This is a genomic window from Proteiniclasticum aestuarii (genome assembly GCF_017368455.1).
In the GTDB taxonomy this organism is placed as follows: Bacteria; Bacillota; Clostridia; order Clostridiales; family Clostridiaceae; genus Proteiniclasticum; species Proteiniclasticum aestuarii.
The window spans coordinates 154,977-179,567 of record NZ_JAFNJU010000002.1; the positions used below are offsets into that span (position 1 = coordinate 154,977).

Annotated in this window: 19 protein-coding genes and 2 tRNA genes; 8 read left to right on the plus strand and 13 right to left on the minus strand. The window is 48.8% G+C overall.

The window, feature by feature from the left end; all coding sequences use genetic code 11:
- Nucleotides 1-35: 35 nt before the first annotated feature.
- Nucleotides 36-680 (minus strand): DNA alkylation repair protein, encoded by a 645-nt coding sequence (locus J3A84_RS03515; RefSeq protein WP_207598631.1) that lies wholly within the window; start codon nucleotides 678-680, stop codon nucleotides 36-38.
- 15 nt (nucleotides 681-695) lie between these two features.
- Nucleotides 696-1,418: a CPBP family intramembrane glutamic endopeptidase gene (locus tag J3A84_RS03520; protein ID WP_207598632.1), complete on the minus strand. Its 723-nt coding sequence runs from the start codon at nucleotides 1,416-1,418 to the stop codon at nucleotides 696-698.
- 266 nt (nucleotides 1,419-1,684) lie between these two features.
- On the opposite strand from J3A84_RS03520, the gene J3A84_RS03525 reads away from it, so the two are divergent.
- On the plus strand, nucleotides 1,685-2,308 hold the full coding sequence (locus J3A84_RS03525; RefSeq protein WP_207598633.1) for a DNA-3-methyladenine glycosylase family protein: 624 nt from the start codon (nucleotides 1,685-1,687) through the stop codon (nucleotides 2,306-2,308).
- A 119-nt stretch (nucleotides 2,309-2,427) separates the two neighbouring features.
- Here J3A84_RS03525 and J3A84_RS03530 read toward each other — a convergent pair whose 3' ends face one another.
- The 5 genes from J3A84_RS03530 to J3A84_RS03550 form a co-directional block, all read right to left on the minus strand.
- Nucleotides 2,428-3,255 carry an MBL fold metallo-hydrolase gene (locus J3A84_RS03530; RefSeq protein WP_207598634.1) on the minus strand — a complete coding sequence of 276 codons (828 nt, stop codon included), beginning with the start codon at nucleotides 3,253-3,255 and terminating at the stop codon, nucleotides 2,428-2,430.
- A 279-nt stretch (nucleotides 3,256-3,534) separates the two neighbouring features.
- Nucleotides 3,535-5,340, minus strand: coding sequence for an ABC transporter ATP-binding protein (locus tag J3A84_RS03535; protein WP_207598635.1), 1,806 nt, complete (start codon nucleotides 5,338-5,340; stop codon nucleotides 3,535-3,537).
- Nucleotides 5,341-5,374: 34 nt separating this feature from the next.
- On the minus strand, nucleotides 5,375-7,117 hold the full coding sequence (locus J3A84_RS03540) for an ABC transporter ATP-binding protein (RefSeq protein ID WP_207598636.1): 1,743 nt from the start codon (nucleotides 7,115-7,117) through the stop codon (nucleotides 5,375-5,377).
- Between the two features lie 551 nt (nucleotides 7,118-7,668).
- Nucleotides 7,669-8,367 carry a DUF2161 family putative PD-(D/E)XK-type phosphodiesterase gene (locus tag J3A84_RS03545; protein WP_207598637.1) on the minus strand — a complete coding sequence of 233 codons (699 nt, stop codon included), beginning with the start codon at nucleotides 8,365-8,367 and terminating at the stop codon, nucleotides 7,669-7,671.
- 159 nt (nucleotides 8,368-8,526) lie between these two features.
- Nucleotides 8,527-9,096 carry a DUF937 domain-containing protein gene (locus J3A84_RS03550; RefSeq protein ID WP_207598638.1) on the minus strand — a complete coding sequence of 190 codons (570 nt, stop codon included), beginning with the start codon at nucleotides 9,094-9,096 and terminating at the stop codon, nucleotides 8,527-8,529.
- 199 nt (nucleotides 9,097-9,295) lie between these two features.
- On the opposite strand from J3A84_RS03550, the gene J3A84_RS03555 reads away from it, so the two are divergent.
- Both J3A84_RS03555 and J3A84_RS03560 read left to right on the plus strand, forming a co-directional pair.
- Nucleotides 9,296-9,865: a TetR/AcrR family transcriptional regulator gene (locus tag J3A84_RS03555; protein ID WP_207598639.1), complete on the plus strand. Its 570-nt coding sequence runs from the start codon at nucleotides 9,296-9,298 to the stop codon at nucleotides 9,863-9,865.
- Between the two features lie 128 nt (nucleotides 9,866-9,993).
- Nucleotides 9,994-10,908, plus strand: a complete 915-nt coding sequence (locus J3A84_RS03560) for a cation diffusion facilitator family transporter (protein WP_207598640.1) — start codon at nucleotides 9,994-9,996, stop codon at nucleotides 10,906-10,908.
- A gap of 142 nt (nucleotides 10,909-11,050) precedes the next feature.
- On the opposite strand, the gene J3A84_RS03565 is transcribed toward J3A84_RS03560, so the two are convergent.
- Both J3A84_RS03565 and J3A84_RS03570 read right to left on the minus strand, forming a co-directional pair.
- Nucleotides 11,051-11,135: transfer RNA gene (locus J3A84_RS03565), tRNA-Leu, on the minus strand.
- 23 nt (nucleotides 11,136-11,158) lie between these two features.
- Nucleotides 11,159-11,244, minus strand: a tRNA-Leu gene (locus tag J3A84_RS03570).
- 411 nt (nucleotides 11,245-11,655) lie between these two features.
- Between J3A84_RS03570 and pulA the strand changes: the two genes are divergently transcribed.
- The 5 genes from pulA to J3A84_RS03595 all read left to right on the plus strand — a co-directional run bounded on the left by pulA (nucleotide 11,656) and on the right by J3A84_RS03595 (nucleotide 19,451).
- Entirely contained in the window at nucleotides 11,656-13,704 is a 2,049-nt protein-coding gene (gene pulA / locus J3A84_RS03575; protein ID WP_207598641.1) for a type I pullulanase, read from the plus strand.
- 358 nt (nucleotides 13,705-14,062) lie between these two features.
- The gene (locus J3A84_RS03580) at nucleotides 14,063-15,673 is read left to right on the plus strand and encodes a Na+/H+ antiporter NhaC family protein (protein ID WP_207598642.1); all 1,611 of its coding nucleotides are present in this window, start codon (nucleotides 14,063-14,065) and stop codon (nucleotides 15,671-15,673) included.
- Nucleotides 15,674-15,702: 29 nt separating this feature from the next.
- The gene (gene argH / locus J3A84_RS03585) at nucleotides 15,703-17,103 is read left to right on the plus strand and encodes an argininosuccinate lyase (protein WP_207598643.1); all 1,401 of its coding nucleotides are present in this window, start codon (nucleotides 15,703-15,705) and stop codon (nucleotides 17,101-17,103) included.
- A 195-nt stretch (nucleotides 17,104-17,298) separates the two neighbouring features.
- Nucleotides 17,299-18,207 (plus strand): ABC transporter ATP-binding protein, encoded by a 909-nt coding sequence (locus J3A84_RS03590; RefSeq protein ID WP_207598644.1) that lies wholly within the window; start codon nucleotides 17,299-17,301, stop codon nucleotides 18,205-18,207.
- A complete protein-coding gene (locus J3A84_RS03595) occupies nucleotides 18,204-19,451 on the plus strand; it encodes an ABC transporter permease (protein ID WP_207598645.1) in 1,248 nt (415 codons plus the stop codon). Before J3A84_RS03590 ends, J3A84_RS03595 begins: the two co-directional genes overlap by 4 nt.
- 130 nt (nucleotides 19,452-19,581) lie before the next feature.
- Here the strand turns inward: J3A84_RS03595 and J3A84_RS03600 are convergent, their stop codons facing one another.
- From J3A84_RS03600 to aroC, 4 genes are read right to left on the minus strand one after another with little or no spacing between them, the layout of a single operon-like run.
- Nucleotides 19,582-20,151: a lytic transglycosylase domain-containing protein gene (locus tag J3A84_RS03600; protein ID WP_207598646.1), complete on the minus strand. Its 570-nt coding sequence runs from the start codon at nucleotides 20,149-20,151 to the stop codon at nucleotides 19,582-19,584.
- The gene (gene coaE, locus J3A84_RS03605) at nucleotides 20,105-20,734 is read right to left on the minus strand and encodes a dephospho-CoA kinase (RefSeq protein ID WP_207598647.1); all 630 of its coding nucleotides are present in this window, start codon (nucleotides 20,732-20,734) and stop codon (nucleotides 20,105-20,107) included. Before coaE ends, J3A84_RS03600 begins: the two co-directional genes overlap by 47 nt.
- Nucleotides 20,735-20,742: 8 nt before the next feature.
- The gene (gene polA, locus J3A84_RS03610; protein ID WP_207598648.1) at nucleotides 20,743-23,370 is read right to left on the minus strand and encodes a DNA polymerase I; all 2,628 of its coding nucleotides are present in this window, start codon (nucleotides 23,368-23,370) and stop codon (nucleotides 20,743-20,745) included.
- A complete protein-coding gene (aroC, locus tag J3A84_RS03615; RefSeq protein WP_207598649.1) occupies nucleotides 23,363-24,493 on the minus strand; it encodes a chorismate synthase in 1,131 nt (376 codons plus the stop codon). Before aroC ends, polA begins: the two co-directional genes overlap by 8 nt.
- Between the last annotated feature and the right edge of the window lie 98 nt (nucleotides 24,494-24,591).

A 24,591-nucleotide genomic window follows, 5' to 3' on the forward strand; every position in this document is an offset into this window, starting at 1 on the left:
AACCGTTTTCATTACGCTACTCTTATTTTACCACACTATAGGTATTTACTGCATTCTCTCACGCTGAGAGAAGATAGCCTGTGCGCCACGAGAAATTCTCTCACAAACTCCGGCCTGGTTTTGGAATATTCTCTTAGCGCCCACCCTATGGCCTTGTCCACAAAGAATTCCCGGGTATCCGCATTGTGCACAATGGCTTCCGTGAGAAGGGCCTCGTCCGTCTGCTTCTTGTATTTAAGCTGGAAAAGAATCGAAATTCTTTTCAGCCAGATGTTCTCCTCATAAATGAGGCCTTGCAGGGTCCTTTTCACCCTTTCATCCTGAAGGGCCATGGGTCCCAGCACCGATGGCGCAATGCCGTCGATGGTGTCCCACCAGGGCTCCGTCAGAGCCAGGGCAAGAATCCTCTTTGTATCCTCATGCCCCAGCTCCTTCACATACTTTGTCATGAGATGGATGGCGCAGTACTTGAACTCTCTTTCCCTCTCCCCATAGAGCTTCTCCGCATCCTCCAGCTGAAAGGTCTCATAGGTTTTCAGAAATTCCTTCATGACATCCTTTCTTTCCGGGGTCTTGACTCCCAGGAAGGAAAACTGGTTGCGCATGTATTTCTCCATCGGAAGTCGATTCTTTTCAGTGCCGATCTCTTTAAGTCTTTCTTTCAGTTCTTCCAAAGTCATGACTGCTTACCTCCTCTAGGTGAGAAATGGAAGGTTTATGATACCGAACATCTGCAGCCCGATGGTGTTGATGGCGAAATTGGCAAACATATGCACCATGTAGCTGTTCCAGATGTTCTCGTTCTTCTCATTGATGAAATTGAAGAACATGCCACTGGCGAAAAGTCCCACGAGCCCCAGCACCGTCAGAAGTGGACTGACCCATCCGTCGATGATGGAGAAATGGTAGATGGAAAACGCCAGGGAGCTGATGCCATAGGCCGTAAGTCTTCCTGTCTTTCTCTTCAGCTTGAGAAAGGCGAAGCCCCTGAAGAAGAACTCCTCCAGAAAGGAGTTGATGAAAGAGATATAAAGCGCCACCGCAATGAAATTATCCCTGGTGATCATCATATTCTCCGCCATGGAGGCCTCAATGGTGCCCAGATCAATGAAGTCCTTCAGAAGAACATAAAGAACCAGAAGGCCACCATAGACCAGAAGACCCAGAATCAGGGATTTTTTCAGCCCTCCGGTTCTTTCCTTCTGCCTGAAAATGGAAAACAGGTCCGTTCTCGGCATGAACCAGACATAGATGAGGGGAACCACAAGAAAAAGAAGGATCTTCACGCCCGCTCTCTCCCAGTAGGTGAAATTCGTCTGCACATCGATGAAATAAACCACCAGGCAGCCCAGTCCTATTATGAGCAGATGAATCCACTTGAACCTTCTGCTTATGTCCGCGATAAAAATTTCTCTCATAGTCTCCTCCAGATGCTTCTCTTACCTTCAGCAATACTTCTCTATATTCTTTATTCCTTGCAGGCTGCTCAAACCCTTTAATTCCAGGCTATATTTATATGAGATTTTTATATATGCTTCTTTCATTCAGTAGATTTTCCTTTCCATACCCACACCCCTACCCTCTGCAGATCCATCCGCCTTTTCTATTCCACGGTTTTTCTTTTCCCGCTGTAAAAAACGCTTTATAATGAAATCAGAAGTAACCAGAGAGAAAGGAGTCCATTATGGCGACATTGACATTCACCCCGGAAGAATACGAAGGTCTTAAAAAGAAAGACAGACTCCTTGGCAAAGCCATGGAGAAGCTGCCCCTCTATGAAAGAGAAGTGGATGAGAATCTTTTCAGAAGCCTCATGAATAACATCGTTGGTCAGCAGATTTCCATGAAAGCCGCAGAAACGGTCTGGAAGAGATTTCTGGCCCATTTCGGAGAAATCACGCCGGAGAAGATTCATGCAGCCAGTCTGGAAGAAATTCAGGCCCTGGGCATCAGCATGCGAAAAGCCACCTACATCAGGAAAACCACTGAAAAGATCCATGAGCACATCGTGGACCTGGAGGCCCTCTGGCAGATGGCGGATCAGGAAGTGGCCGACACCCTGGTCACCTTAAACGGCATCGGACCCTGGACGGCGGAAATGATCATGATCTTCTCCATGGGAAGAAAGGACATCATGAGCTATGGGGATCTTGCCATCCGCCGGGGGCTCATGCTTCTTTACGGTCATGAGGAGATCACGAAGGAACTTTTCCGTGATTACCAGAAGAAATTCTCTCCTTACGGCACCCTGGCTTCTCTCTATTTATGGGAGATCTCCACCGGAAAGTATGACCTGTCTGACCTGTGATCTGAATACTGAGCACAACGATAGAGTAATAGAAGCTCCGGACTCCTGTCTTCACCATAGACAGAAGTCCGGAGCTTTCTCTTTTCTTTTCTACGGAGTTACCCCTATTAGACTTGCTTTTACAGCAGGATATCTTCTCCTGTGACAAGATAGCTCACCTGGGCACCCATGGTCTCCTGAAGCTTCCTGAACATCTTCTGTCCTGTGCAGTGACAGGTATGATAGAGCGTTCCCGTTTCCTTCAGCCTTTCCCCGAGCCTTGGCACGAAAGTCTCGTCAGGATGGATCTTGCTGGGCTTCTTGATGTGGAATCCGCCGATGATGTGGTCCGGATATCTGCCCTTCATCTTTCTGACCGTCTCCACCAGATTCACCACGCCCCTGTGTCCGCATCCGCTGAAAAGATAAAGCTTGCCTTCCTCTTCCAGAAGAAGGTTCATCTCATGCCGGAAGTCATCACGAAGGTACTCTTCCCCTTCCTTCTTATAGAGCGTCTCATTGCCTGGGGGCATCATTTCCGCACCGTATATCTCTGAAATCAGCGTGAGATTCCCATCGATTCTCGTGACACCATCCACCAGAATAAAGCGGCTGTTTCCGATGACTTCCTCCGGCGTGCTGATGTCCTTCATGGCTGCGTTTTCCTGACGGGAAAAATGCTTCTCCATGGCTTTGGGATGCGCATAAATGGGCGCCTTGCTGTTCACTCTGAGAAATGCGGCAATGCCTCCAGCATGGTCCAGATGACCATGGGATAGAAATGCCAGGTCCACCTCTTCGATCGAAATGTTCATGGTTCCGGCATTCTCCAGAAACCGCTCATCGGGTCCGAAATCAAAAAGCATCTTTCTGCCCATGCTTTCAATATAGAAGCTTAGTCCGTGGGCAGAATGAAGTTCATCCCGGTCTTTCACCTTGTCGTTCTCAAGCAGTACTGCAATACGCATTGCCATCCCTCCCTTGTTTTTCTGATTCTCTTTCACTGCTGGCTGAATTTTCTGATTCTCTCTGATAACATTGTACCCCAGTTTTACCGATAAATAAAACTGGGGTACGGATTCTTAATTCTCTTCACAATCAAAGGATTGTCTATCTATCCATGCTGAAGCATTATCCTGCTTCACTTAACCCTTTGCAGGGATCTGTGCTGGTGCCTTGAGAATGCATCCATTCTTCACTTACTGCCACAAAGGATCCCATTCTCGTTCCTTCTGATTTCAGTGTCATCAGCTTACATTCTTCTTTTTCTTCAGCACATCCATACCCACTTCTTCCATGAACTGGTTGGTATAGAGCTCATAGTAATGTCCTCTTCTCTTGAGAAGCTCCTCATGAGTACCTTGCTCCAGAATCTCTCCCTTGTCTATGACAAGGATTCTATCGGCACTTCTGATGGTGGACAGTCTATGGGCCACGATGAAGCTGGTTCTGCCCTGCAGCACCTCTTCAATGGCCTTCTGGATCTTCGCTTCGGATTCCGTGTCGATGGATGAGGTGGCCTCATCCAGGAAGAACAGCCTTGGCTTTCCGATGATGGCTCTGGCAAATGAGACCAGCTGCTTTTCACCGGTGGAAAGCATGCCTCCCCCTTCTCCGACTTCCGTGTCGTATCCATGCTCCAGCTTCATGATGAAGTCATGGGCACGTACCACCTTGGCCGCCTCGACGATTTCCTCGTCGGTGGCGTCAAGCTTTCCGTAACGGATGTTCTCCTTGATGGTTCCGCTGAAAAGATGCGGTGCCTGGAGCACATAGCCGATGTTGGAATGAAGCCATTTCTGAGGCTTCTTCTTGTAGTCTTCCCCATCGATCAAGATTCTTCCGCCTGTGGGTTCATAGAATCTGCAGGCCAGGTTCACGATGGTGCTTTTCCCGGAGCCCGTCTCGCCCACAAGGGCGATGGTCTCTCCGGCTTTCACGCTGAGGTTGAAGTCCTTCAGAATGTATTCTCCTTCCTTATAGTAGAAGTTCACATTCTCGAAGGTCACGTCTCCTTTGATGGTTCCGTAGTCTTCTTTTTCCTCCACCATGTCGTCCACAATCTCTTCCTTCTCGTTGAGAAGGCCCATGACTCTTTCCGCTGCCGCCTGTGCACTGATCATTTCAGTGTAGATTCGGGCAAGTTCCAGAACCGGGTCAAAGAACTGTCTGGCATAGGTGATGAAAAGGACCAGGGTACCATAGGTCAGTGCCCCGCCCATGAGCATGTTGCTTCCGAAGAACAGTGTCAGAACCGTTCCCACTGCGGAAATGAACAGCGTCATAGGCAGATATCCGGCAGACAGCGTCGCTGCCCGGATGGAGGTCTTCTTCATGTTATGAGTTTCTTCGCTGAACTCTTCGATGTTGAGCTCTTCTCGCACCAGGGTCTTGGTGGTCTTCGCGCCGACGATGCCGTCATTGAAAAGCCCTGTGATCCTGGAGTTTATTTTTCTTACATTTCTGTAGGATACCAGCATCTTCTTTTCGAAGAAGACACTGATGAAGGCCAGAATCGGGATGGTTAGCAGCGTCACCAGAGCCAGCTTCCAGTTGATCACAAGCATGACCACGGAAACACCCAGCATCATGGTTCCACCCCATACCAGATCCACAACACCCCAGGCTACGGTTTCCGCAATCTTCTGGGCGTCGGAGGTGGTTCTTGCGATCATCCATCCTACGGCATTCTTGTCGTAATAGCTGAAGGACAGACGCTGCAGTTTCCTGAAGGCGTCCTTTCTCAGTTTATACTGGATCTCCACTTCCAGCTTACCCGCACGGCGGATAAACAGAAGCACGATGAGTGCCAGTGCGATGGCCAGCCCCACATAGAGGAAAGCCACTCTGGTCAGACCCGCATAATCCCCATCCGCAACAAAATTGTCAATGGCATATCTTGTCAAGAGCGGAAAGGTGATGTCTGTTGCCGCCAGGGCAACCATGAAACTGACCAGGATCATAAAGTCTTTTTTGAACACCTTAAAGTAGTGAAACATCTCTTTCCAGATCTTCTTATCCACTTTAAGTTTCATTTCTTTTTGTTCTTCCATAACGGTTCCCCTCCTAATAGGTGCCGTCTGATTCTTATACAGCCATCTGCTGCAGGTCCCAGATTCTCTTGTAGAGTCCTTCTTCCTGGATGAGCTCCTCGTGGGTGCCCATCTGCACAATTCTTCCCTCATCCAGAACAATGATGTTGTCCGCTTCGGCAAGGGTTGCGATTCTGTGGCTGATGATCAGCGTCGTGATGTCTTTGCTTCTTGATTTCAGCGCATTTCTGATGCGCATATCCGTTTCCGTATCCACCGCACTCAGGCTGTCATCAAAGATCAGGATTCTCTTATCCGAATCGATGATGGTTCTGGCAATGGCGATACGCTGTTTCTGTCCACCGGACAGGGATACACCCTTTTCTCCGATGATGGTGTCGTATCCTTCCTTGAAGGTCAGGATATTGCTGTGAATCGATGCCGCTTTGGCTGCATCAAAGATCTCTTTTTCCTTATAATTTCTCTTGGTGATTCCGATGTTCTCCTTCACGGTCTTGGCATAGAGATGCGGTTCCTGTAGAACCAGACCGATCTTTTTACGGATCCAGCCTCTTCTGATGTCCTTCAGTTCATGACCGTCAATCTGGATGCTTCCCTCATAGTCGTAAAGCCTCTGAAGAAGATGCACCAGGGTGGATTTACCGGAACCTGTTGAGCCCAGTATGCCGAGGGTGGAGCCCACCGGAAGCTCGAAGCTCACATTCTCAAGGACTCTCTGATGCTCGTCGTAGCCGAAGGAGACGTTTCTGAAACTGATGTTTCCGTAGATTTCAGGTTCCCCTTCATTGGGCTGGTCCACTTCGATGTCCTCACTGAGAATTTCCTCGATTCGTCCGATGGACACGGTGGTCTTACCGAACTCGGAGAGGAGTCTGCCCAGCTGCTTCACGGGCCAGAGGAGCATGGACACATAGGTGATGAAGGCTGTCAGCGTTCCGATGGTAAGCTCGCCTCGGATGACCATTCCCGCACCCACCACCAGAACGATTCCGTTCTGAAGCAGCGTCAGAAAATCTGAGGATGCCCAGAAAACCGCCAGGGTTTCAATGAGCTTGTAGGTGATGTTTCTGTGACTTGCATTCACGTCCTCGAAACGATCGATTTCATGTTCTTCCCGCCCGAAGGCTCTCACCACACGCACACCAGAGAGATTCTCCTGCAGGACGGTGGTCAGTTTCCCTTCCGCTTCGTCGGACTTCTTGAAGGTCTTCTGGATCTTCGTGAAGAAGATGTAGCTGAAGAAAAAGAGTACTGGAATCATGATCATGGAGTAGAGCGTCAGCTCCGCGTTCAGGGTGGACATGATGACCAGGGTGAAGCCCAGCATGAAGATGATTCTGCCCAGGTCCACCACCTGAACTCCCAGGAATCTTCGGATGGTTTCCACATCCGAGGTGCATCTTTGCACCATATCTCCGGTCTCTTTTCTGGTATGTCTTTCAAAGGTCATATACTGGATCTGCGTGTAGAGCTTCTCTCTGATGTCCTTGGCAATGTTCTCCGCCGCATAGCTTGAAAGATATCCTTTCAGGAACATGAACACGCCTCTCAGCAGGCTCATGACCACGATGATGAGCACGACCCCACCAAGGCTTTTCCCGAAGGCATCCATGAGAAACTGCAGCCTTCCCGGTTCCACGTCTCCGATGATGGAGTCGATGGCATACTTTATGAGAATGGGGACAGACAGCTGCATCACCGTTGCCAGTATGATTGCAATGATGGCCAGGGAGAACGGTCCTCCATAGCCCTTTAAATATCCGAATAATTTCTTCATGTGTATAAACACCTCACTTTTTTTCTGTCGATTCTAACAAGCAGCAGAAGTTTCATAAAATAGAAAAAACACGCAGTACCTGCGTGTTTTGCTCAAAGACAAGGGATCCACTTGTCCTTCATTTCATTTTCAGAAATGCATGAAACCATAAAAAATATAGTTTCATACAACAAAACCACAGGTCGCAACCTGTGGTTTCTCTAATTCTATACGCTTTTGTCATGCAAAGGCTATAGGGTGAGACTCCTATTCAGGTCACAAACTTTTTCTATTATCATATCCTTAAAAATAGGCGCAGAGATAGCGTCTACGAGATAAAGTGCACTCATTCTTGTAAATACTGTATTGTTCATCATTTTCGTGACCTCCTTTGCTAAATTAAATTACATACAAATCGTCTGTAACCTATTTCATAATAAACGAACTCTTTTCGGATTACAACCCCCTGAAAAGAATTTTCTAACTTTTCTTTCAATATTCTCCGGTTTTCCTTTTTTTCTTAAGCTGAGCAGGTGTTCCTATCCACCTGACACCCTGTATATATTAATATATTAAAGTTCTTCCAGTTTCCTATATTCATTTACGAAGTGCTCAATAAGCTCCCCATAGGTTTCATGGTCCGGATGCGCTCCATTCAGGCTGTATTTGCCGTGGTCCACCTTCAGGAACCAGTCATAGTAGTTCTTCGAAAGCAGGGTATGATTGATGCCCAGTTCTTTCAGCTCCTTGGGGGATATGATGCCCTTCACCCGGATCAGCGCAACAGCGCGCAGAGAATCCTCTCTATAAGCCGTCAGAAGCTTCTTCCCTCTGCTGCCTCCCTTGTTGCCATCCACACTGCGCTTTTTCATCTCCTTCAGAATACGCAGCTTCTCCTTCATCTTCGCCCGTCGTCCACGGTCCAGATCATAAAAAGAAGGCTCCAGCACTTCCAGGACCGTATTCTTCTCCACATCCACATAGAGCAGTCCCAGTTCCATCCTTTTCAGCAGATACAGAAGATTGTTCATGCTTTTGTTCTTCACGATGCGTTTGGGTTTCGGCACAGCCATATAGACCAGGTCGCAGGTCTTCTGACGGAGAGATGCCTGGGTGAGAAGCTCCATGGTGAGTCCCTTCTTCATCTCGATGCCCACAAGAAGGTCCTTCTTCTGCGCCACCACATCAATGTCTCTCACTTCGCTTCGCACCTTGAATCCCTGATCTTCAAAATATTTCTTTATGGCTTCATACAGATCTGTTTCCTTCATGTTCCCACCTCATCTTCTATTATAAACACAAATGGAAGAATTTTTCTCTCTCTTCGTGTACCAGCTGCAAAAAAATCAGGCATAGTTCAGATTCTCTCTGAACCATGCCGTGAATATCTGTTCCATTTTCTTATTCTTTTCTTTTTAGGTGAAGCAAATCTATTTCTTGCCGAAAAGTCCGCCCATGAGATCATCCATGAAGCTGCCGTCTTTGTCCTTGTCCAGCATGTTCTTCGCGATATCCATGATGCCGCCCCCACCGAGCAGTCCGCCTAAGGACCCGGTAAGATCACTGATGTTGCCGCTGGATACATTCTCTTCCTTCTTCTTTCTGCCCAGCATACCGATGAGAATCGGTGCCAGCATGGACATGAGACCTGAAACCTGCCCGATGCCAAGACCTGAACTGCTTGCGATGTTGTCCTCCACTTTTATTTTCTTCTCTCCGAGAATATGGTCCAGCATCCGATTGCCTTCATTGGCATCCACACGATTGAGGAATCCTTCCAGATCGTCCACATCGTCATCCTTATGGTCTTCCAGCGCTCTGGCTAAGGATTCTCTGCTCTGGGGCTCTCTGGCATTTCGATCCAGCGCCTCCACCAGGGTCGGCACACCCAGTTTAGCAGCCTTTCTTACTTCATCTGGGCTCGCCTGGACCTTCCTGCCCAGCTCTTCCATAATCTTCTCGTTTCCCATGACGGAATTCAGTAGACTTGATAAATCCATTTCATTCATCTCCTTTCCACCAGTATAGCATCTGAACATTCTGAGAACTACTGTATCCGAAAGACTTCAAAGAAATGTTAGACTTGGTTCACATATAGAAAACCCCTTGATATTTGACACTTTTCGGAATCCATGGTATTCTTAGATGAAAAATGACTGACAGTCATTCATTTTATATGGAAAGGAGATCTGATGACCATTGAACAAGAGAGAAGCCATACTATGGGCTGCCGTGGACCTCATGGGGGAATACGGATTTTCCAAAACCTCCGTTTCCCAGATCGTGAAGAAAGCGGGGGTGGCCCAGGGAACCTTCTACCTCTATTTCCAGTCCAAAAGCGAACTGGTTTTGGGCATCGCATCTCATATCCTAGAGGACTTCCTGAAGGAAGCTGAGGCACTGCCGCTGAAGGAAGAGACTCCCCTTCAGGATTTCATCTCCCTCTTCACGGATCTCATTTATGATCTGACTCTGAAGCACAGAAAGCTCATCGGATTCATCTACTCCGGTACGGCCTACTATTCCTCCTTCAAGGAGTGGGAAACCCTGTATATTCCCTTCTATGACTGGCTTGCGAAGAAGCTTTCCTTCTACAGAGACAAGAATCAGATCCCATCCTCCTATGACCTCTCCTACCTGTCCAACTTCATCATCGGTCTTCTGGAACATGGTGCAGAGCAGGTTTACCTCATGGAGACGGAGAACTTTCAGGAAACAAGGTCGAAAGAGCAGCTGAAGACTTTCATTTATGAAGCCATCACTGCCTGAATAGAAACTGAATAAACCAAGACACAAAAACACGAAATCCCATCACATTATGAAAGGAGTGCTGACCGCGGTCTTCCAAGGGGTGCGGAACCTCACAAGAAATCAGTTTGGAAACCGCAAAAAGTATCATGTCGACGCTAAAAATCGAAAAGAAATTATTGATTCATTCTGTTATCCTCTCCATCGCTTTCTCTATTGTAGGGGTGAGCGCGGGACTTCTGGCGAAATCCCAGATGATCATGTTTGACGGACTCTATTCCCTTGTCAGTGTGATTCTGTCCTACCTGTCCCTGGCATCCGCCAGATTCATGGCACAGAGCGACTGGAAGAAATTCCCCTTTGGAAAATCCATTGTGGAACCGCTGGTGGTCATTGTGAAATACTCCGCCATTCTTCTCATTCTCTCCGTTTCGGTGATCAACGCCACCTATACCATTTTCCAGGGCGGCATCACCGTTGATACCGACACGGCGCTTCTGTATTCTCTGTTCTCTTCTCTTGCATGCCTACTCATGTATCTGCATCTGAAGAGAAAATCGAAGAAGCATAGCTCCATGCTCCTCACCGCAGAATCCTCCCAGTGGCTCTTTGACACCTATGCAAGCTTTGGTGTGCTCATCACCTTCGCTCTGGTGTTTTTCATGGAGCGCTATCAGGTGCTTACAGGGCTTCTTCCCTACATCGACCCGCTGATTGTGATCCTCATGGCCGCAAGCTTTGCGAAGGTGCCTTTCGTCTCCATCAAGATGGCATTAAGAGATGTCCTTGGCATGTCTCCGGAGGGAGAACTGGCCAATAGACTCAGCGATCTGATCACGGAAATCGAAGAGAAGTACCGCATGAAGGAATCTTTCCTGCGCGTCACCAAGAGAAGAAAGCTCCTTAGAATGGAGATTGATTTCATCGTGGATGAACACTCCCTGGTCCAGACCATCAAAGAGCAGGATAAGATCCGGGAAGAACTGGAGAGAAGGCTGACCCCCATCAAGACAGACAAGTGGATCACCGTTTCTTTCACCTCCAACAGAAAATGGGCTGTATAGTCTTCCATATAGAGTAAATACAAAAGGATAGGGACGGATCATGAAAATGATCCGTCTCTATCCTTTTATGTTTCCGGCTTTTGCAATAAAATCATTCAGAAAAACAAAAAAACTCGTTGCTTTCACAAAGAGTTCATTCCACTGGTGCAGATGAAGGGAGTCGAACCCCCACGCCTCTCGGCGCTAGATCCTAAGTCTAGTGCGTCTGCCAATTTCGCCACATCTGCCTATTCAGTTGAAAGAGATTAAATGGTGCAGATGATGGGACTTGAACCCATACGAGCTGTTGCCCGCTACCCCCTCAAGATAGTGCGTCTGCCATTCCGCCACATCTGCCTGTTTTTAATCACATATATTATTCTAACTTCAGATAAGGTAATAGTCAAGGAAAAAATTCCAAAATATGACGGAAGAAAATCCTTGAAAATACTATTCTCGAGTTCCTGTGATCCAAGTCCGTCCTGTTTCCACCACCCCCATTTTCGTTCTCCGGCTACCCGCAAGGGAATACGCCCCTTCCTCTAATCTGTTAATGAATATACTACTCCATTACGAAAGTTTAGTTGTACATATCTCAGAGAAGAAAATTCATAATTTATTTATTTTTATCGTTTTTTTCCTTGTATCAAAAAACTGAATCAGTTATCATGAACCTAGAATTTGGATTGTGATATTTTGACAATTAATATACAGACTGTAAAACGCAGCCATTCAGATTCAATGACTTATAAAGGAACGATTAAATAGATGGAAAACAACACGCAGAATGAACTGGACGTTCTCCAGAGAGAAGCCGTCCAGATTCCACAGCTCCTGCCTGATTTCAGAAAACTTACGGAGTTCTATGACTCCGATTATTTTAAAGAGAACCTGATCTACGATGGCGATGATCTGGGTCTTACTTATGGTGTCGAAGGCATCCGACTGAAATTCTGGGCACCTGTAGCCAGCTCCGTGAATCTTCTTCTTTATCAGAATGCCCAGGACCAGGAGCCTCTCTTTGTCTATCCCATGGAGAAGGATGTGAAGGGAACCTACAGCCTGTCCATTCCGGCTCTGGCCGATGGGCTCTACTATCTCCTGGAAGTGGACCACCAGGGTGAAAAGACCTACACACCGGGACCTTACGTCACCTCCGTCAGCATCAACGGAGAAAAGGGATGTATCCTGGATCTTCGAACCACAGACCCGGAAGGCTTCCGGTATCATGACGCACCGAAACTGGAAAACCCTGTGGATGCGGTGGTCTATGAAGTGCACGTACGCGATATGACCATCCACCATGATTCAGGCGTCGCAGCAAAGGGGAAGTATCTGGGCTTCGTGGAAGAAGGGACGAAGAACGAGAAGGGTCATGCCACAGGCATCGATCATCTGAAAGAGCTGGGGGTCACCCATGTGCAGCTCCTGCCCATCTTCGATTACAACTGTCTGGATGAGTCTAAAGACGAAGGGCAGTACAACTGGGGATATGACCCGCTGAACTACAACGTACCGGAAGGCTCCTATTCCAGTGATGCGAAAAATCCCAAAGCAAGAATCACCGAGCTGAAGAGCCTCATCATGGGGCTTCATAAAAACGGCATGGGCGTCATCATGGACGTGGTCTACAACCACACCTCCGACAGCCTGCTGTCCAATTTCCACAAGTCCACTCCGCTCTACTACCATAGAAGCACCGACGGAAACTTCACCGATGCTTCCGCCTGCGGAAACGAGACCGCATCGGAGCGACCTATGATGAAGAAGTTCATGATCGACTCCCTTCTCCACTGGGTGAAGGAATATAAAATCGACGGTTTCCGGTTCGATCTCATGGGTATCCATGATATCGAGACCATGCTGGAGATCGAAACCGCTTTAAGAAAAGTCAAACCGGACATCATTCTCTACGGAGAAGGCTGGACCGGCGGAGCCTCTCCTCTCCCGGAGGAAAAAAGACTGGTGAAGAGGAACATCGGTATGACCCCAGGCATCGGAGCATTCAATGATGATTTCAGAGATGGCGTCAAAGGTCACGTGTTCTTCAATGAGCGAGGCGGATTCGTCAGCGGAGGCGGTCTTGAAGAATCCGTGAAGTTCGGCATCACCGGTGCCGTACGGCATAAGGATCACAACTACCGAGACATCCTGTATACAGACTTCCCCTGGGCACAGAATCCAGGCCAGAGCATCAATTATGTGTCCGCCCATGACAATCTCACCCTCTACGACAAGCTGGTGGACGTGAACAAGGGAAAAAGCGCTGAAACCATCCGAGACATGGCAAAACTTGCCAACGCCATGGTGCTTACCAGTCAGGGCGTTCCCTTCATCCATGCCGGTGCAGAGTTTCTGAGAACCAAGTTCGGCGACCACAACTCCTATCGTTCTCCGGATTCCATCAATGCACTGCACTGGGACATGAAGAGCAGAAACATCGATGTGGTGAACTATTACAAGGGTCTCATCTCCCTGCGAAAGACCTACAAGGCTTTCAGAATGAGAACCCAGAAAGAGATTGAAGAGAACATCCTCTTCTATACAAAAGAGAGAAAAGCACCTCTGAAGCTGAAAGCGTCCAATGTGATCAGCTACATCCTGAAGGATCCCGTGGAGAAGATCACCTTCCTTGTGGCCTTCAATGGAAGTGGCCAAGACCAGCAGATCACTCTTCCCAGAGCATCCTGGGATGTGCTGGTGGACAAGTTCCAGGCGGGAACAGACTGTCTCTGGCGCACCGAGCAGAAGAAAGTCTCTCTCAAACCCCATTCCGCCCTGGTCATGAAAACAGACGGACTTCTCCCTCTGGCTTAAGACTGAAACAAGATAAACCTTTAGACAGCCCTTTACGAAGAACACGGCGTTTCTTCGAAAAGGGCTGTTTTTTTTTGGCAAAAACTTCCTTTTAAGAAACATGAATGCTGATCCTTTCCCTTCTCATGATTCACTGCACCCTTTCACCTCCCTTCCGACCTCTTTCCTTCTGATAGACCCTTGAACCTCATCCTTATATATCCTTCCTTGTTTTTGCATATTCATGACAGAATATATTTTGATAATGAAAACGTATAACAGCAAATTACTGCAATTAAAGGGGTTGACATTCCTCCTAAAGCTTACTATCATGAATAAATAGTGCATTTTATGCATAAATATGTATTCATAGGAGGACATGGAGAATGATGAATTATTTCTCCTTCTGCAGAGGGATTACGAAGAATCGGACGAAAGAATAAACTTATGGAGGAAATATATTATGACAGACTATGGCTTTTTATCCGTTATTCCAGTGATTCTGGCTGTAACCATTGCAATCAAATACAAAAATGTGGTTCTTGCACTCTTTGCCAGTGTGCTTACAGGGGTAATGATTCTTGTGAACTACAATCCCATCAAAGCCGTCACCGAAACCATTCAGACCTATCTTTTCGGACAGCTTCAGGATTCCTATAACGCCGGTGTCCTGGTGCTTCTGGTCTTCATCGGAGGTTTCATCGCTCTCATGGAAAAATCCGGCGGTGCTCTGGCCTTCGCCAGCAAGGCCTCCAAGGTCATCAAGTCCCGTGCCAAAGTGCAGCTGGCGGCCTGGATCGGCGGAATCATCATTTTTTTCTCAGATCTTGGTACTCCGCTGATCATCGGACCCATCTTCGAGCCTCTCTTCGACAAGCTCAAGGTGTCCAAGGAAAAACTGGCCTACATCATCGATTCCACTGCTTCTCCCGTGGCCGTCCTTGTGCCCTTCATCGGATGGGGGGTCTACATCATGGGACTCATCCAGAAGGAGTACGAGCTCCTTGGCATTACTGAATCCGACTGGACCGCATTCATCAAGTCCATTCCATTCAACATCTATTCCATTCTGGCTGTGCTCTTCGTTCCACTCATCGCCTTTGCCGGATATGAGTTCAGCGCCATGGCCAAAGCGGAGAAGAGAGTGCAGGAAACCGGAGAGAAATACTGGAAGACCTCCAGACCTATGAGAAAGACCGATACAGAAGGTGCGGTGGAAAGCAAATCTTCCCTGATCTTCGTCCCTCTATTTGTTCTCTTTATCACCCTCTTCGGGATTCTGGCTCCTCTGGGCTTTCCTTTCACCCAGGTGCCCGGAAGCGCATTTAGAGGCGCCTTAAGCACCGGATACCTTCTGGCAGCCGCTGTCCTCATCGCCATGATGGTCTACTACAAGGTGAAGTCCTTTGAGGAAACCTTCAGCATCTATCTGGGTGGTATGGCCAAGATGATGAATGTGGCCATCATACTGGTTCTTGCCTGGTCCTTGAGTGCGGTGAGCAAAGAGCTTGGCACCTCCGCCTACATCATCAGCATCACCGACGGCAATCTGCCGGCTTTCCTGATTCCTGCTGTGACGTTCCTTATCGGTGCGGTGTTATCCTTCGCCACAGGAAGCTCCTGGGGAACCTATGCGATTCTGATGCCTCTGGTCATTCCCATGTCCGTGGCTTTAGGCGCACCCCTCTATGCCTCCATCGGGGCAGTCCTTGCAGGAGGAATGTTTGGTGACCACTGCTCCCCGATATCGGATACGACGATTCTCGCCTCCTCCGGTGCAGGCTGCGATCATGTGGACCATGTGAAGACCCAGCTGCCTTATGCGCTCATGAATGGAGGAGCTTCCTTCATCGGCTATCTCCTGGCAGGCATCACAGGAAGCGCCCTGTCTGTTGTGGTCTCCTTTGCGCTCCTGGTGACTCTGTATCTTGTCACCTCCAAATACAAAGGCGTGAAGATCAGTGATGCAGACTACAGCGAAGCTGCATAGGGAAAAAGAAATTCAAGGAGGAAAATCAATTGAAAAATCTATGGGGTTCCAGATTCCAGAAACAGATGGATCAGATGGTGGAAGAATTCAACGCTTCCATCACCTTTGACATCGCCCTGTACAAGCAGGACATCCGAGGAAGCATCGCCCATGCAAAGATGCTCTCGAAGATGAACCATCTCACGGAGGAAGAACTGGAACAGATCCTAACCGGACTTAAGAAGATCGAAAAGAAAATCGAAGAAGGTGTTCTTACCTTCACCTATGAGGATGAGGACATCCACATGGCCGTTGAAAGCCAGCTGATCAAAGAAATCGGGGATGTGGGCAGAAAGCTTCACACAGCCAGAAGCCGAAACGATCAGGTGATTCTGGATGTGCGGCTCTATCTGAAAGAAGAGATGGAAGAGCTCTTTTCCATCATCCAGGTGCTTCTGAAGACCCTGATGGAAAAAGCGGAAAGCCACAAGGAAATGCTCATGCCCGGTTTTACCCATCTTCAGCATGCGCAGCCTGTCACCGTGGGATTTCATCTCATGGCCTACTTCCAGCAGTTTAAAAGAGATCTGGAAAGACTGATGGACTGCTACAAAAGAACGGACTATAACCCGCTGGGCGCCTGCGCTCTGGCCGGCACCACCATCCCCATCGACCGTGCCTATACGGCGGATCTTCTGGGCTTTCAGGCGGTGACGGAAAACGCCATGGATACGGTGGCCGACCGGGACTTCATTGTGGAGTTCATGAGCGTCTCTTCCCTCTTCATGGCCCATCTGAGCAGACTTTCTGAAGAATTCATTCTCTGGAATGCGCAGGAATTCAGCTTCATCGAAATCGATGACGGATTCTGTACGGGCAGCAGCATCATGCCTCAGAAGAAGAATCCGGACATTCCTGAACTCATCCGTGGCAAGACCGGCCGTGTCTATGGACACCTTCTGGGACTGCTTACGGTGCTGAAGGGTCTGCCCATGGCCTTCAACAAGGATTTTCAGGAAGACAAGGAGGCGCTCTTTGATACGGTGAAGACCGTGAAGACCAGTGCCGTGATCTTCTCCCAGATGCTGGAGAACACCACGTTCAAAGAAGAACACATAAAGAAACATATGGACAAAGGCTTCCTGGCCGCCACGGATCTTGCCGAATATCTGGTGACCCAGGGCGTTCCCTTCCGCACTTCCCATGAACTGGTGGGTGCCATTGTCAAGTATTGTGAAAAGACCGGTGAAACACTGATGACGCTGAAAGATGAGGTCCTTCCGGACATCGATTCACGCCTTCAGGGCATTGTCCTTCCGGATCTTAGTAGCAGTGCCTGCATTCATAGAAGAAGCTCTTTCGGAGGAACTTCTCCCGCAGACGTCATGAGACAGATCGAAAAAGGGAAAGAAGTGCTGGAGTGGTCCATAGGAAATAACGAAGTTCTGTAGTAACAGGCTATGAAAGAAGAGGTTTGACCTCTTCTTTTCTTTTGCAGAAAAGACTGATCTGAGATGCACACTTCTCTCCTTTGCAGTATACTGAAGCTGACTGGTCTTCAGAGGACAAGCAGTTGACAATCCTATAGCAATAAGATATATTGTTACGTAAGTAACAAGTTAATTTGGTCAAACAAGGAGAAGAAAATGAAACTGGAAGTGAAAAACATACACAAGAGTTTTTCCGACGTGAAGATTCTCAAGGACATCTCCTTTGAGGTGGAAAGCGGAAAAGCCATGGGTTTTCTCGGTAGAAACGGTGCCGGAAAAACCACCACTCTGCGTGCGCTCATGGGCGTTTTCAGGCAGAATCAGGGGGAATTCATTCTGGACGGAAAGATCTTCCGTCCGGAAGACTACAAGGTAGGCTACCTGCCCGAAGAACGAGGCATGTATCCCAAAGAGGAGATTGCCCATCAGCTGGAGTATTTCGGAAAACTCCGAGGCGGGGACAAGAACGAGCTCCGAAGAAACATCGACTACTGGCTGGACCGGGTGGACCTCTCCGCCTACAAGAAGAAAAAACTCGAGACCCTGTCCAAGGGAAACCAGCAGAAGATCCAGATTGTGCAGTCTCTGGTGAACAATCCTGACATTGTCATACTGGATGAGCCCTTCAGCGGACTGGACCCGGTGAATTCCATGGTCCTCAAGGATATCATTGTGGAACTCATCTCAGACAACAAGCTGGTGATCTTCTCCAGTCATCAGATGTCCTATGTGGAGGAATTCTGTGACGAGATCACCCTCATCAACCAGGGCGAAATCGTTCTGACGGGAAACCTCAGCAGAATCAAGACGGAGCGAGGAAAAAACCGCATTCGTCTGTCCGCAGCCAAGTCGGATGAGAACATGCTGAGAAAAGCGCTCTCCTCTTTTGGAGAAACCCATATCAGAGAAGACAAGACCTCCTACATCGTCCATGTCCCCGGAGAAGACAATCCTTCGGTGATCATGAAAAGACTGCTGGAGGAAGGTGTGGAAGTCAGAAGCTTCTCTCCTTATCTTCCTTCCCTGACTGAAATCTTTGTGGAAACGGCAGGTGACAAACTATGAGAAATCTGAAAACCGTCTATCTCTTTGAACTGAGCAGCCTTCTGAAGAAGAAGGCCTACATCGTCACCACAGTCATCATCTGCGTTCTGATTCTCGTGGTCACCACCCTCCCCACCCTCCAGAGCATCATGGGTGGAGAGAATACGGGGGAGGAAGGGGCTTTTCAGGAAGGAACCTTCGGCATCTACAATGAATCGGACGAAATCACGCTTACGCATCTAGGTGAAAAGCTGCCAGGTGTGACGCTTCTTCCTTATGAGAGTGAAGAGGCGCTGAAGGAAGCGGTGCTGGAGGAAGAGGTGAGCTCCGGCTACATCCTGAAATCCTCCACGGACTATGTCAGCGTGGTCAATAACGTCGCCATGTATTCCGGTGGAGACTACCTCATGGATTCCGCCCTTCGCCTCGTAAATGAAGACCTGGCGCTGCAGGAAGGCGGTCATGACGTGGAAGCCATTAGAAGCATCATGAGCGGCATCACCATCACCCAGGAGGAGCCCATCGTCCTTGGCAAGGATGTCCAGAACAACTACTGGGTGGTCTACATCCTCATCATGCTCACCTTCATGATGATCATGTTCTACGGAAACAACGTGGCCACCTATGTAGCCAGAGAAAAAAGCGACCGCACCATGGAGATCCTCATCACAAGCTCTGATTCCAACAGCCTGATCATCGGAAAAGTCCTGGCATCGGGCACAGCCGGAATCATTCAGGCTCTCTTCATGGGTGTGACCCTCTTTGCAGGATACAGGCTGAACTACAGAAACTACGATGAGGAGATTCTTGATTTTCTCAATATGAATGTGGATCCGATGCTTCTTCTGGTCTACTTCATCTTCGCCTTCACCGGTTATTTCCTCTTCCTCTTCGTCTATGCGAGCATCGGAGCCCTCATGACCAAAGTGGAAGATGTGCCCTCAGCCACAACCCTTGTGACCATGTTCGTCATGGCCGCCTACTTCATCGCCATGTTCTCTCTGGGACTTTCCAATGAGAGCATCATCCTGAAGATCGCCTCCTACTTCCCTTTCACTTCCTTCATGGTCATGTTTGTACGGTATGCCATCACCAGCGTATCCCTGTTCACCGTGGCCATATCCTATGGGATTCTCATTCTCACAGCGGTTTTCACCGCCTTCGCTTCCGTGAAGATCTACCGCTTCGGTACACTGAACTACGGAAATACAGGCAGTGTGGTGAAACTCATTAAAACCGCCCTGAAAGACGACAACGGACGATAGAAAGAGCGCTTCCAGCGCTGTAATAAAGCAAAATAAGACAGGCATCTCGCAGAGAAGAGAAACTCTTCCCGCACAGGTTGCCTGTCTTTTCTATCTGTCGATCTCTTTTTTAAGGTCTTTTTTCAGATGCCTACTTGTAGAAATAGAGGAGCCGGTAGATCTTCTCCCTCTGAAGGACTCGCTCCACGTAGTTTCTGGTCTCCTCAAAAGGAATATCCGTGAGGATTTCTCCATCTGAAACATCCTCATCTTCAAGCCATGTCCTGACCCGATTCGGTCCGGCATTATAGGCTGCAAGGAGCGTTTCCACCCTGGGAAAGCTTTCCTTGAGATAGCTGAGATACCAGGTGCCCATTCGGATGTTCAGCTCCGGGTCCTTCAGCAATTCTTCCGTAAAGGAGGAGATCTTCAGCTGCTCGGAAATGAACTGCCCCGTATCCGGCGTCACCTGCATGAGACCGATGGCCCCTGCCGGAGAAACCGCATCTTCTCTGAACCTGGACTCCGTGTGAATCACAGCATAGACCAGAAAAGGGTCCACGTCATACTCCTTCGCATAGGCTGAAACGGTCTTTTCATGCTCCATGGGAAACAGCCGCCCATAGAGCACATAGGCTGATGCCAACACCAGCAGAAGTAGACTCATGAAAATACTAAGTCCACGGATCCCTCTTTTTCTTTTCTCTTTCTTTCTTACCATATTTTATACCTATCTTATCAAGAATCGCATGCAGATCCCTTATGGTGTCCTCCAGAGCTCCACTGTTGTTGAGCACATAGGTGGAACGGTCCATCTTCTCTTTCAGGTCCATCTGGGCACTGATCCGTCTTCTTGCCTCTTCTTCCGTAAAACCGTCTCGTTCCTTCAGTCTCTGAAGCTGCACCCTCTCCTGTGCATACACAGTGATGGTCAGATCCACATCCTTCTGGAACCCTTCTTCAAAAAGCAGCGGCGCATCTAAAACAATACACTCTTCCTCTGATTTCTCCAGCCTCTTTTCGATTTCCTGCCGGATTCTCGGCATGATCACCTGAAGATAACTCGAAAGCGCTTCCTTGTCCTGAAAAAGGATCCTGCCCAGAGCCCGTCTGTCGAGCTTTCCACCCGAAAAGACACGGTCTCCGTAGGTTTTTCGGAGATACTCCAGAATCTCAGGATATATCGTCAGCACTTCTCGTGCAATAAGGTCCGCATCGATGACCGGGATGCCCAGAGAGGAAAGGTATTTCGAAATGGTGGTCTTTCCAGTGGCGATGCCACCTGTAAGTCCGATCTTCACCATAGAATCACCTACGCCTCAAACCAGGTTTCTCCCACAGACTCTTCCGCCTGGAGTTTCACCTTCAGCTTCACTGCATTCTCCATCTCTTCCTTCACCAGTTTCTTCACCGTCTCCAGCTCATCCTTTCTGGTGTTCAGAATCAGTTCATCGTGGACCTGAAGGATCAGGCTGGATTTCAGGTTCTTTTCCTTCAGCGCTTCATAGACCTTCACCATGGCCATCTTCATGATATCCGCGGCACTGCCCTGGATGGGGCTGTTCATGGCCAGACGGACCCCTGCGGCCTGGACGATCTTGTTTCTCTGATTGATTTCAGGAATGTATCTTCTTCTGTTCATGATGGTTCGTACAAAGCCCTTTTCCTTCGCTTCCAGAACGATGTTGTCCAGATAGGCCTTGACCTTGGGATATCTGGAGAAATAGATGTCCATGTATTCCTTGGCTTCCTTTCTGGTGATCCCCAGATCCTGAGACAGACTGAAATCGGACATGCCGTAGATGATGCCGAAATTCACGGCCTTGGCGCTGCTCCTTAAGGCGTAGGACACCTCTTCCATGGGAACGCCGAAGACTTCCGAAGCGGTTTTGGTATGGATGTCGATGTCTCCGTTGTAGGCTTCAATCATCTTTTCGTCTCCGGAGATATGGGCAAGCACTCTCAGCTCGATCTGGCTGTAATCGCAGGAAAGAAGAATGGAGTCCTCATCGTGGGGAATGAAGACCTTTCTCACTGCTCTGCCCATTTCATGCCGGATGGGAATGTTCTGCAGGTTCGGGTCCGTGCTGGAGAGCCTTCCTGTGGTGGCCAGGGTCTGATTGAAGGTGGAATGGATTCTTCCATCTCCATCAATGGCTGCCTTCAGCCCCACGATATAGGTGCTGTAGATCTTCGTGACGGTTCGGTACTGCATGACCTTCTCGATGATGGGATGCTTATCCTTTAAAGCTTCCAGCACATCCACATTGGTGGAGTATCCGGTCTTGGTCTTCTTGATCACAGGCAGGTCCAGTCTTTCGAAAAGGATGGTCCCCAGCTGCTTCGGCGAGTTGATGTTGAACGCTTCTCCCGCCAGGTCATAGATCTCCTTTTCCAGCTGATCGATGTCTTCCTTGAAGGTCACGGTCATCTCATCCAGAAGGGCTTCATTGACATTAAATCCTTCGATTTCCATGTCCGAGAGAATGCCGGTCAAGGGAAGCTCCACTTCGTAATAGAGCCCATGAAGCTCCGTCTCTTCCATTTCCTCAGAAAACTTCTCATAGAGGTCAAAGAGCTTTGACGTGAGATAGACTTCTCCGTCTTTTCCTTCAGGAACCGCCGCCTCCGGCAGATTCTTCAATGTCAGGTCTTTCAGCGTCAGCTTTCCGTCTGTGGGTTCCAGAAGATAGGCCGCCAGATTCACATCAAAGCTGATGCTTTTAGGCTCTATACCCAGTCTCTTGAAAATGGTGAGGCCGTCTTTGATGTCGAAGGAGATCTTCGGCAGGCGCTCATCCTCCAGGAAATCTTTGAGCACATCCAGCGCTTTCTCGTCCGCGAATATGTTCTTCGTATTGATGTAGAGGTGCTTGTCTCTACTGGAGAGCACCATCCAGCTCATTTCCCGTTCCGAAAGCTTCGGTGCATGGTGCACATCGAAATAGAGGGCCACGGGCTGATCTTCTGCGATGTCCTTCTTCAGATCAGAAAGAGCACCCTCCAGGTCTTCCGGCTGCTCCACTTCCATAAAGTCCATCTTCACCGCTTCCTTCGGCTCAGCCTCTTCAGCCGGACCATCGGAAAGCTTCGCCAGAAGCGTACGGAACTCCAGCTCCGAGAAGAGTCTTCTCAGCTCATTGACGTCATAGGCCTCCGAGCTTTTAAGCTGCTCCATGTCCATATCCACCTGCACATCCCGGATGATGGTGGCCAGCTTCTTGGAGAAGATGGCATCTTCCGCATGGGCGATGAGATTCTCTCTCACCTTCTTCATGGTGATGTTTTCCGCATTTTCGATGGTATTCTCGATGGAGCCGTATTCCTTGATCAGCTTGAAGGCGGTCTTTTCCCCGATGCCGGGCACCCCCTTGATGTTGTCCGAAGCATCACCCATAAAGCCCTTCACATCAATGAACTGTGTGGGGGTGATACCGAATTCCTCTATGAACTTCTCTCTGTCATAGACATCCACCACACTGACCCCTTTTTTCGTGATGACCACCTTGGTCTTATCCGAAGCCAGCTGCAGGGTATCCTTGTCTCCGGAAAGGACATAGACCTCATCCCCCTCATTCTCCGCTTTGAGAGATAAGGTACCGATGACGTCATCCGCCTCGAATCCGTCGATCTCCAGTATGTCCACCGCCATATGCTTCAGCACTTCCTTCATCACGGGAAACTGCATGGCCAGCTCTTCCGGCATCTTCTTTCTGCCTGCCTTGTAGTCATCGTATTCCAGGTGACGGAAGGTGGGCGCTTTTCTGTCGAAGGCACAGACGATGTAGTCCGGGGAAAGGTCTCCCTTGATCTTCATCATCATGTTGATGAAGCCATAGATGGCTCCCGTATGCATCCCCTTGGACGTGATGAACTTGGGGTTTGCATAGAAGGCTCTGTTCATGATACTGTTTCCGTCAATAATCAATAATCTACTCATTTAAAACTCCTAAACGTTTTTCTCGTATTCTGATGGCTGCCGTAAGCTCTTCCTTGTTGTCTCTGGAGAAGGTCTCCAGTACTTCTTTCAGAAGCTCAAAGGCCAGTACGTTCTCAAGAACGATGGTAAGCGGCACCACCGCGGTCACATCGCTTCTTTCGTATCTGGAATCCGTATTCTTCTTCTCCTTCAGATCCACCGACGGCAGTTTCAGAAGGATACTGGGGATGGGCTTCATGTAGCAGTACACATCGATGTTCTCGCCGTTACTGATGCCGCCCTCAATGCCTCCGGCATGGTTGGAGGCTCTTATAAGCGCTCCGTCTTCGTACAGTATACCGTCATGGTATGTATATCCTGTGAAGTTCAGGAAGGGATTCCCGATGGAAACCTCCTTGACGCCCTGTATGGACATGACGGCACCGGCAAGGGAAGCATCCAGTCTTCTGTCATAGTGCATGAAGGAACCCAGTCCCCTCATGACGCCTTCCACCGAGGCATAGACCCATCCGCCCAGGGAGTCTCCCTGACGCTTCGCGCTGTCCACTAAGCTCATGAAGGCCTCTTCATTACGCAGAACCCGCATGGGGCTCTTCTCAATCTTCTCATAGAGACCATCATCAAAAAGGTCGCAGAAGGAATCATTGATTCCGTAGAGGGTCTGAACCTTGGAGCGGATTCTTATGCCCAGCTCCTCCAGAATCTGTCTGCAGATGGCCCCCACGGCGGTTCTGATGGCGGTTTCCCTGGCAGAGCTTCTTTCGATGCTGTTTCGAAGGTTCCCTGTACCGTATTTGAACTCCCCTGTGAGGTCCGCATGACCGGGCCTTGGAACGGACACGAAGGTATCCTTGGGGTCTTTGTTTTTCCAGTTGTCATGGTCTCTGTTCCGGATGAGGATGGTCACAGGCGCACCTGTGGTCTTCCCTTCCGAAAGACCGGAGATGATCTCTACCTGGTCTTTCTCCAGCTTCATTCTTTCTCCACGGCCGTAGCCCTTCTGTCTTCTGGCAAGTTCCTCATCGATCTTTTCTCTGGAAATGCTGAAATTGGCAGGAAGTCCTTCCAGAACTGCGCAGAGTCCTGGACCATGTGATTCTCCCGCATCTAAAAACCTGAGCATGGCATCACCCCTAAAATCATATTCTACCTATCATTATACCGATTAAAGGGCGAAAAAAATAGGAATCTTTCCTTAAGATTCCCATTTCATTGGAGACT

Excerpts from the sequence above, each read along its gene's own strand:
- J3A84_RS03515 (WP_207598631.1), bottom strand. The coding sequence starts at position 680 with ATGACTTTGGAAGAACTGAAAGAAAGACTTAAAGAGATCGGCACTGAA.
- J3A84_RS03520 (WP_207598632.1), bottom strand. The coding sequence starts at position 1,418 with ATGAGAGAAATTTTTATCGCGGACATAAGCAGAAGGTTCAAGTGGATT.
- J3A84_RS03525 (WP_207598633.1), top strand. The coding sequence starts at position 1,685 with ATGGCGACATTGACATTCACCCCGGAAGAATACGAAGGTCTTAAAAAG.
- J3A84_RS03530 (WP_207598634.1), bottom strand. The coding sequence starts at position 3,255 with ATGCGTATTGCAGTACTGCTTGAGAACGACAAGGTGAAAGACCGGGAT.
- J3A84_RS03535 (WP_207598635.1), bottom strand. The coding sequence starts at position 5,340 with ATGGAAGAACAAAAAGAAATGAAACTTAAAGTGGATAAGAAGATCTGG.
- J3A84_RS03540 (WP_207598636.1), bottom strand. The coding sequence starts at position 7,117 with ATGAAGAAATTATTCGGATATTTAAAGGGCTATGGAGGACCGTTCTCC.
- J3A84_RS03545 (WP_207598637.1), bottom strand. The coding sequence starts at position 8,367 with ATGAAGGAAACAGATCTGTATGAAGCCATAAAGAAATATTTTGAAGAT.
- J3A84_RS03550 (WP_207598638.1), bottom strand. The coding sequence starts at position 9,096 with ATGGATTTATCAAGTCTACTGAATTCCGTCATGGGAAACGAGAAGATT.
- J3A84_RS03560 (WP_207598640.1), top strand. The coding sequence starts at position 9,994 with ATGTCGACGCTAAAAATCGAAAAGAAATTATTGATTCATTCTGTTATC.
- pulA (WP_207598641.1), top strand. The coding sequence starts at position 11,656 with ATGGAAAACAACACGCAGAATGAACTGGACGTTCTCCAGAGAGAAGCC.
- J3A84_RS03580 (WP_207598642.1), top strand. The coding sequence starts at position 14,063 with ATGGAGAATGATGAATTATTTCTCCTTCTGCAGAGGGATTACGAAGAA.
- J3A84_RS03590 (WP_207598644.1), top strand. The coding sequence starts at position 17,299 with ATGAAACTGGAAGTGAAAAACATACACAAGAGTTTTTCCGACGTGAAG.
- J3A84_RS03595 (WP_207598645.1), top strand. The coding sequence starts at position 18,204 with ATGAGAAATCTGAAAACCGTCTATCTCTTTGAACTGAGCAGCCTTCTG.
- J3A84_RS03600 (WP_207598646.1), bottom strand. The coding sequence starts at position 20,151 with ATGGTAAGAAAGAAAGAGAAAAGAAAAAGAGGGATCCGTGGACTTAGT.
- coaE (WP_207598647.1), bottom strand. The coding sequence starts at position 20,734 with ATGGTGAAGATCGGACTTACAGGTGGCATCGCCACTGGAAAGACCACC.
- polA (WP_207598648.1), bottom strand. The coding sequence starts at position 23,370 with ATGAGTAGATTATTGATTATTGACGGAAACAGTATCATGAACAGAGCC.
- aroC (WP_207598649.1), bottom strand. The coding sequence starts at position 24,493 with ATGCTCAGGTTTTTAGATGCGGGAGAATCACATGGTCCAGGACTCTGC.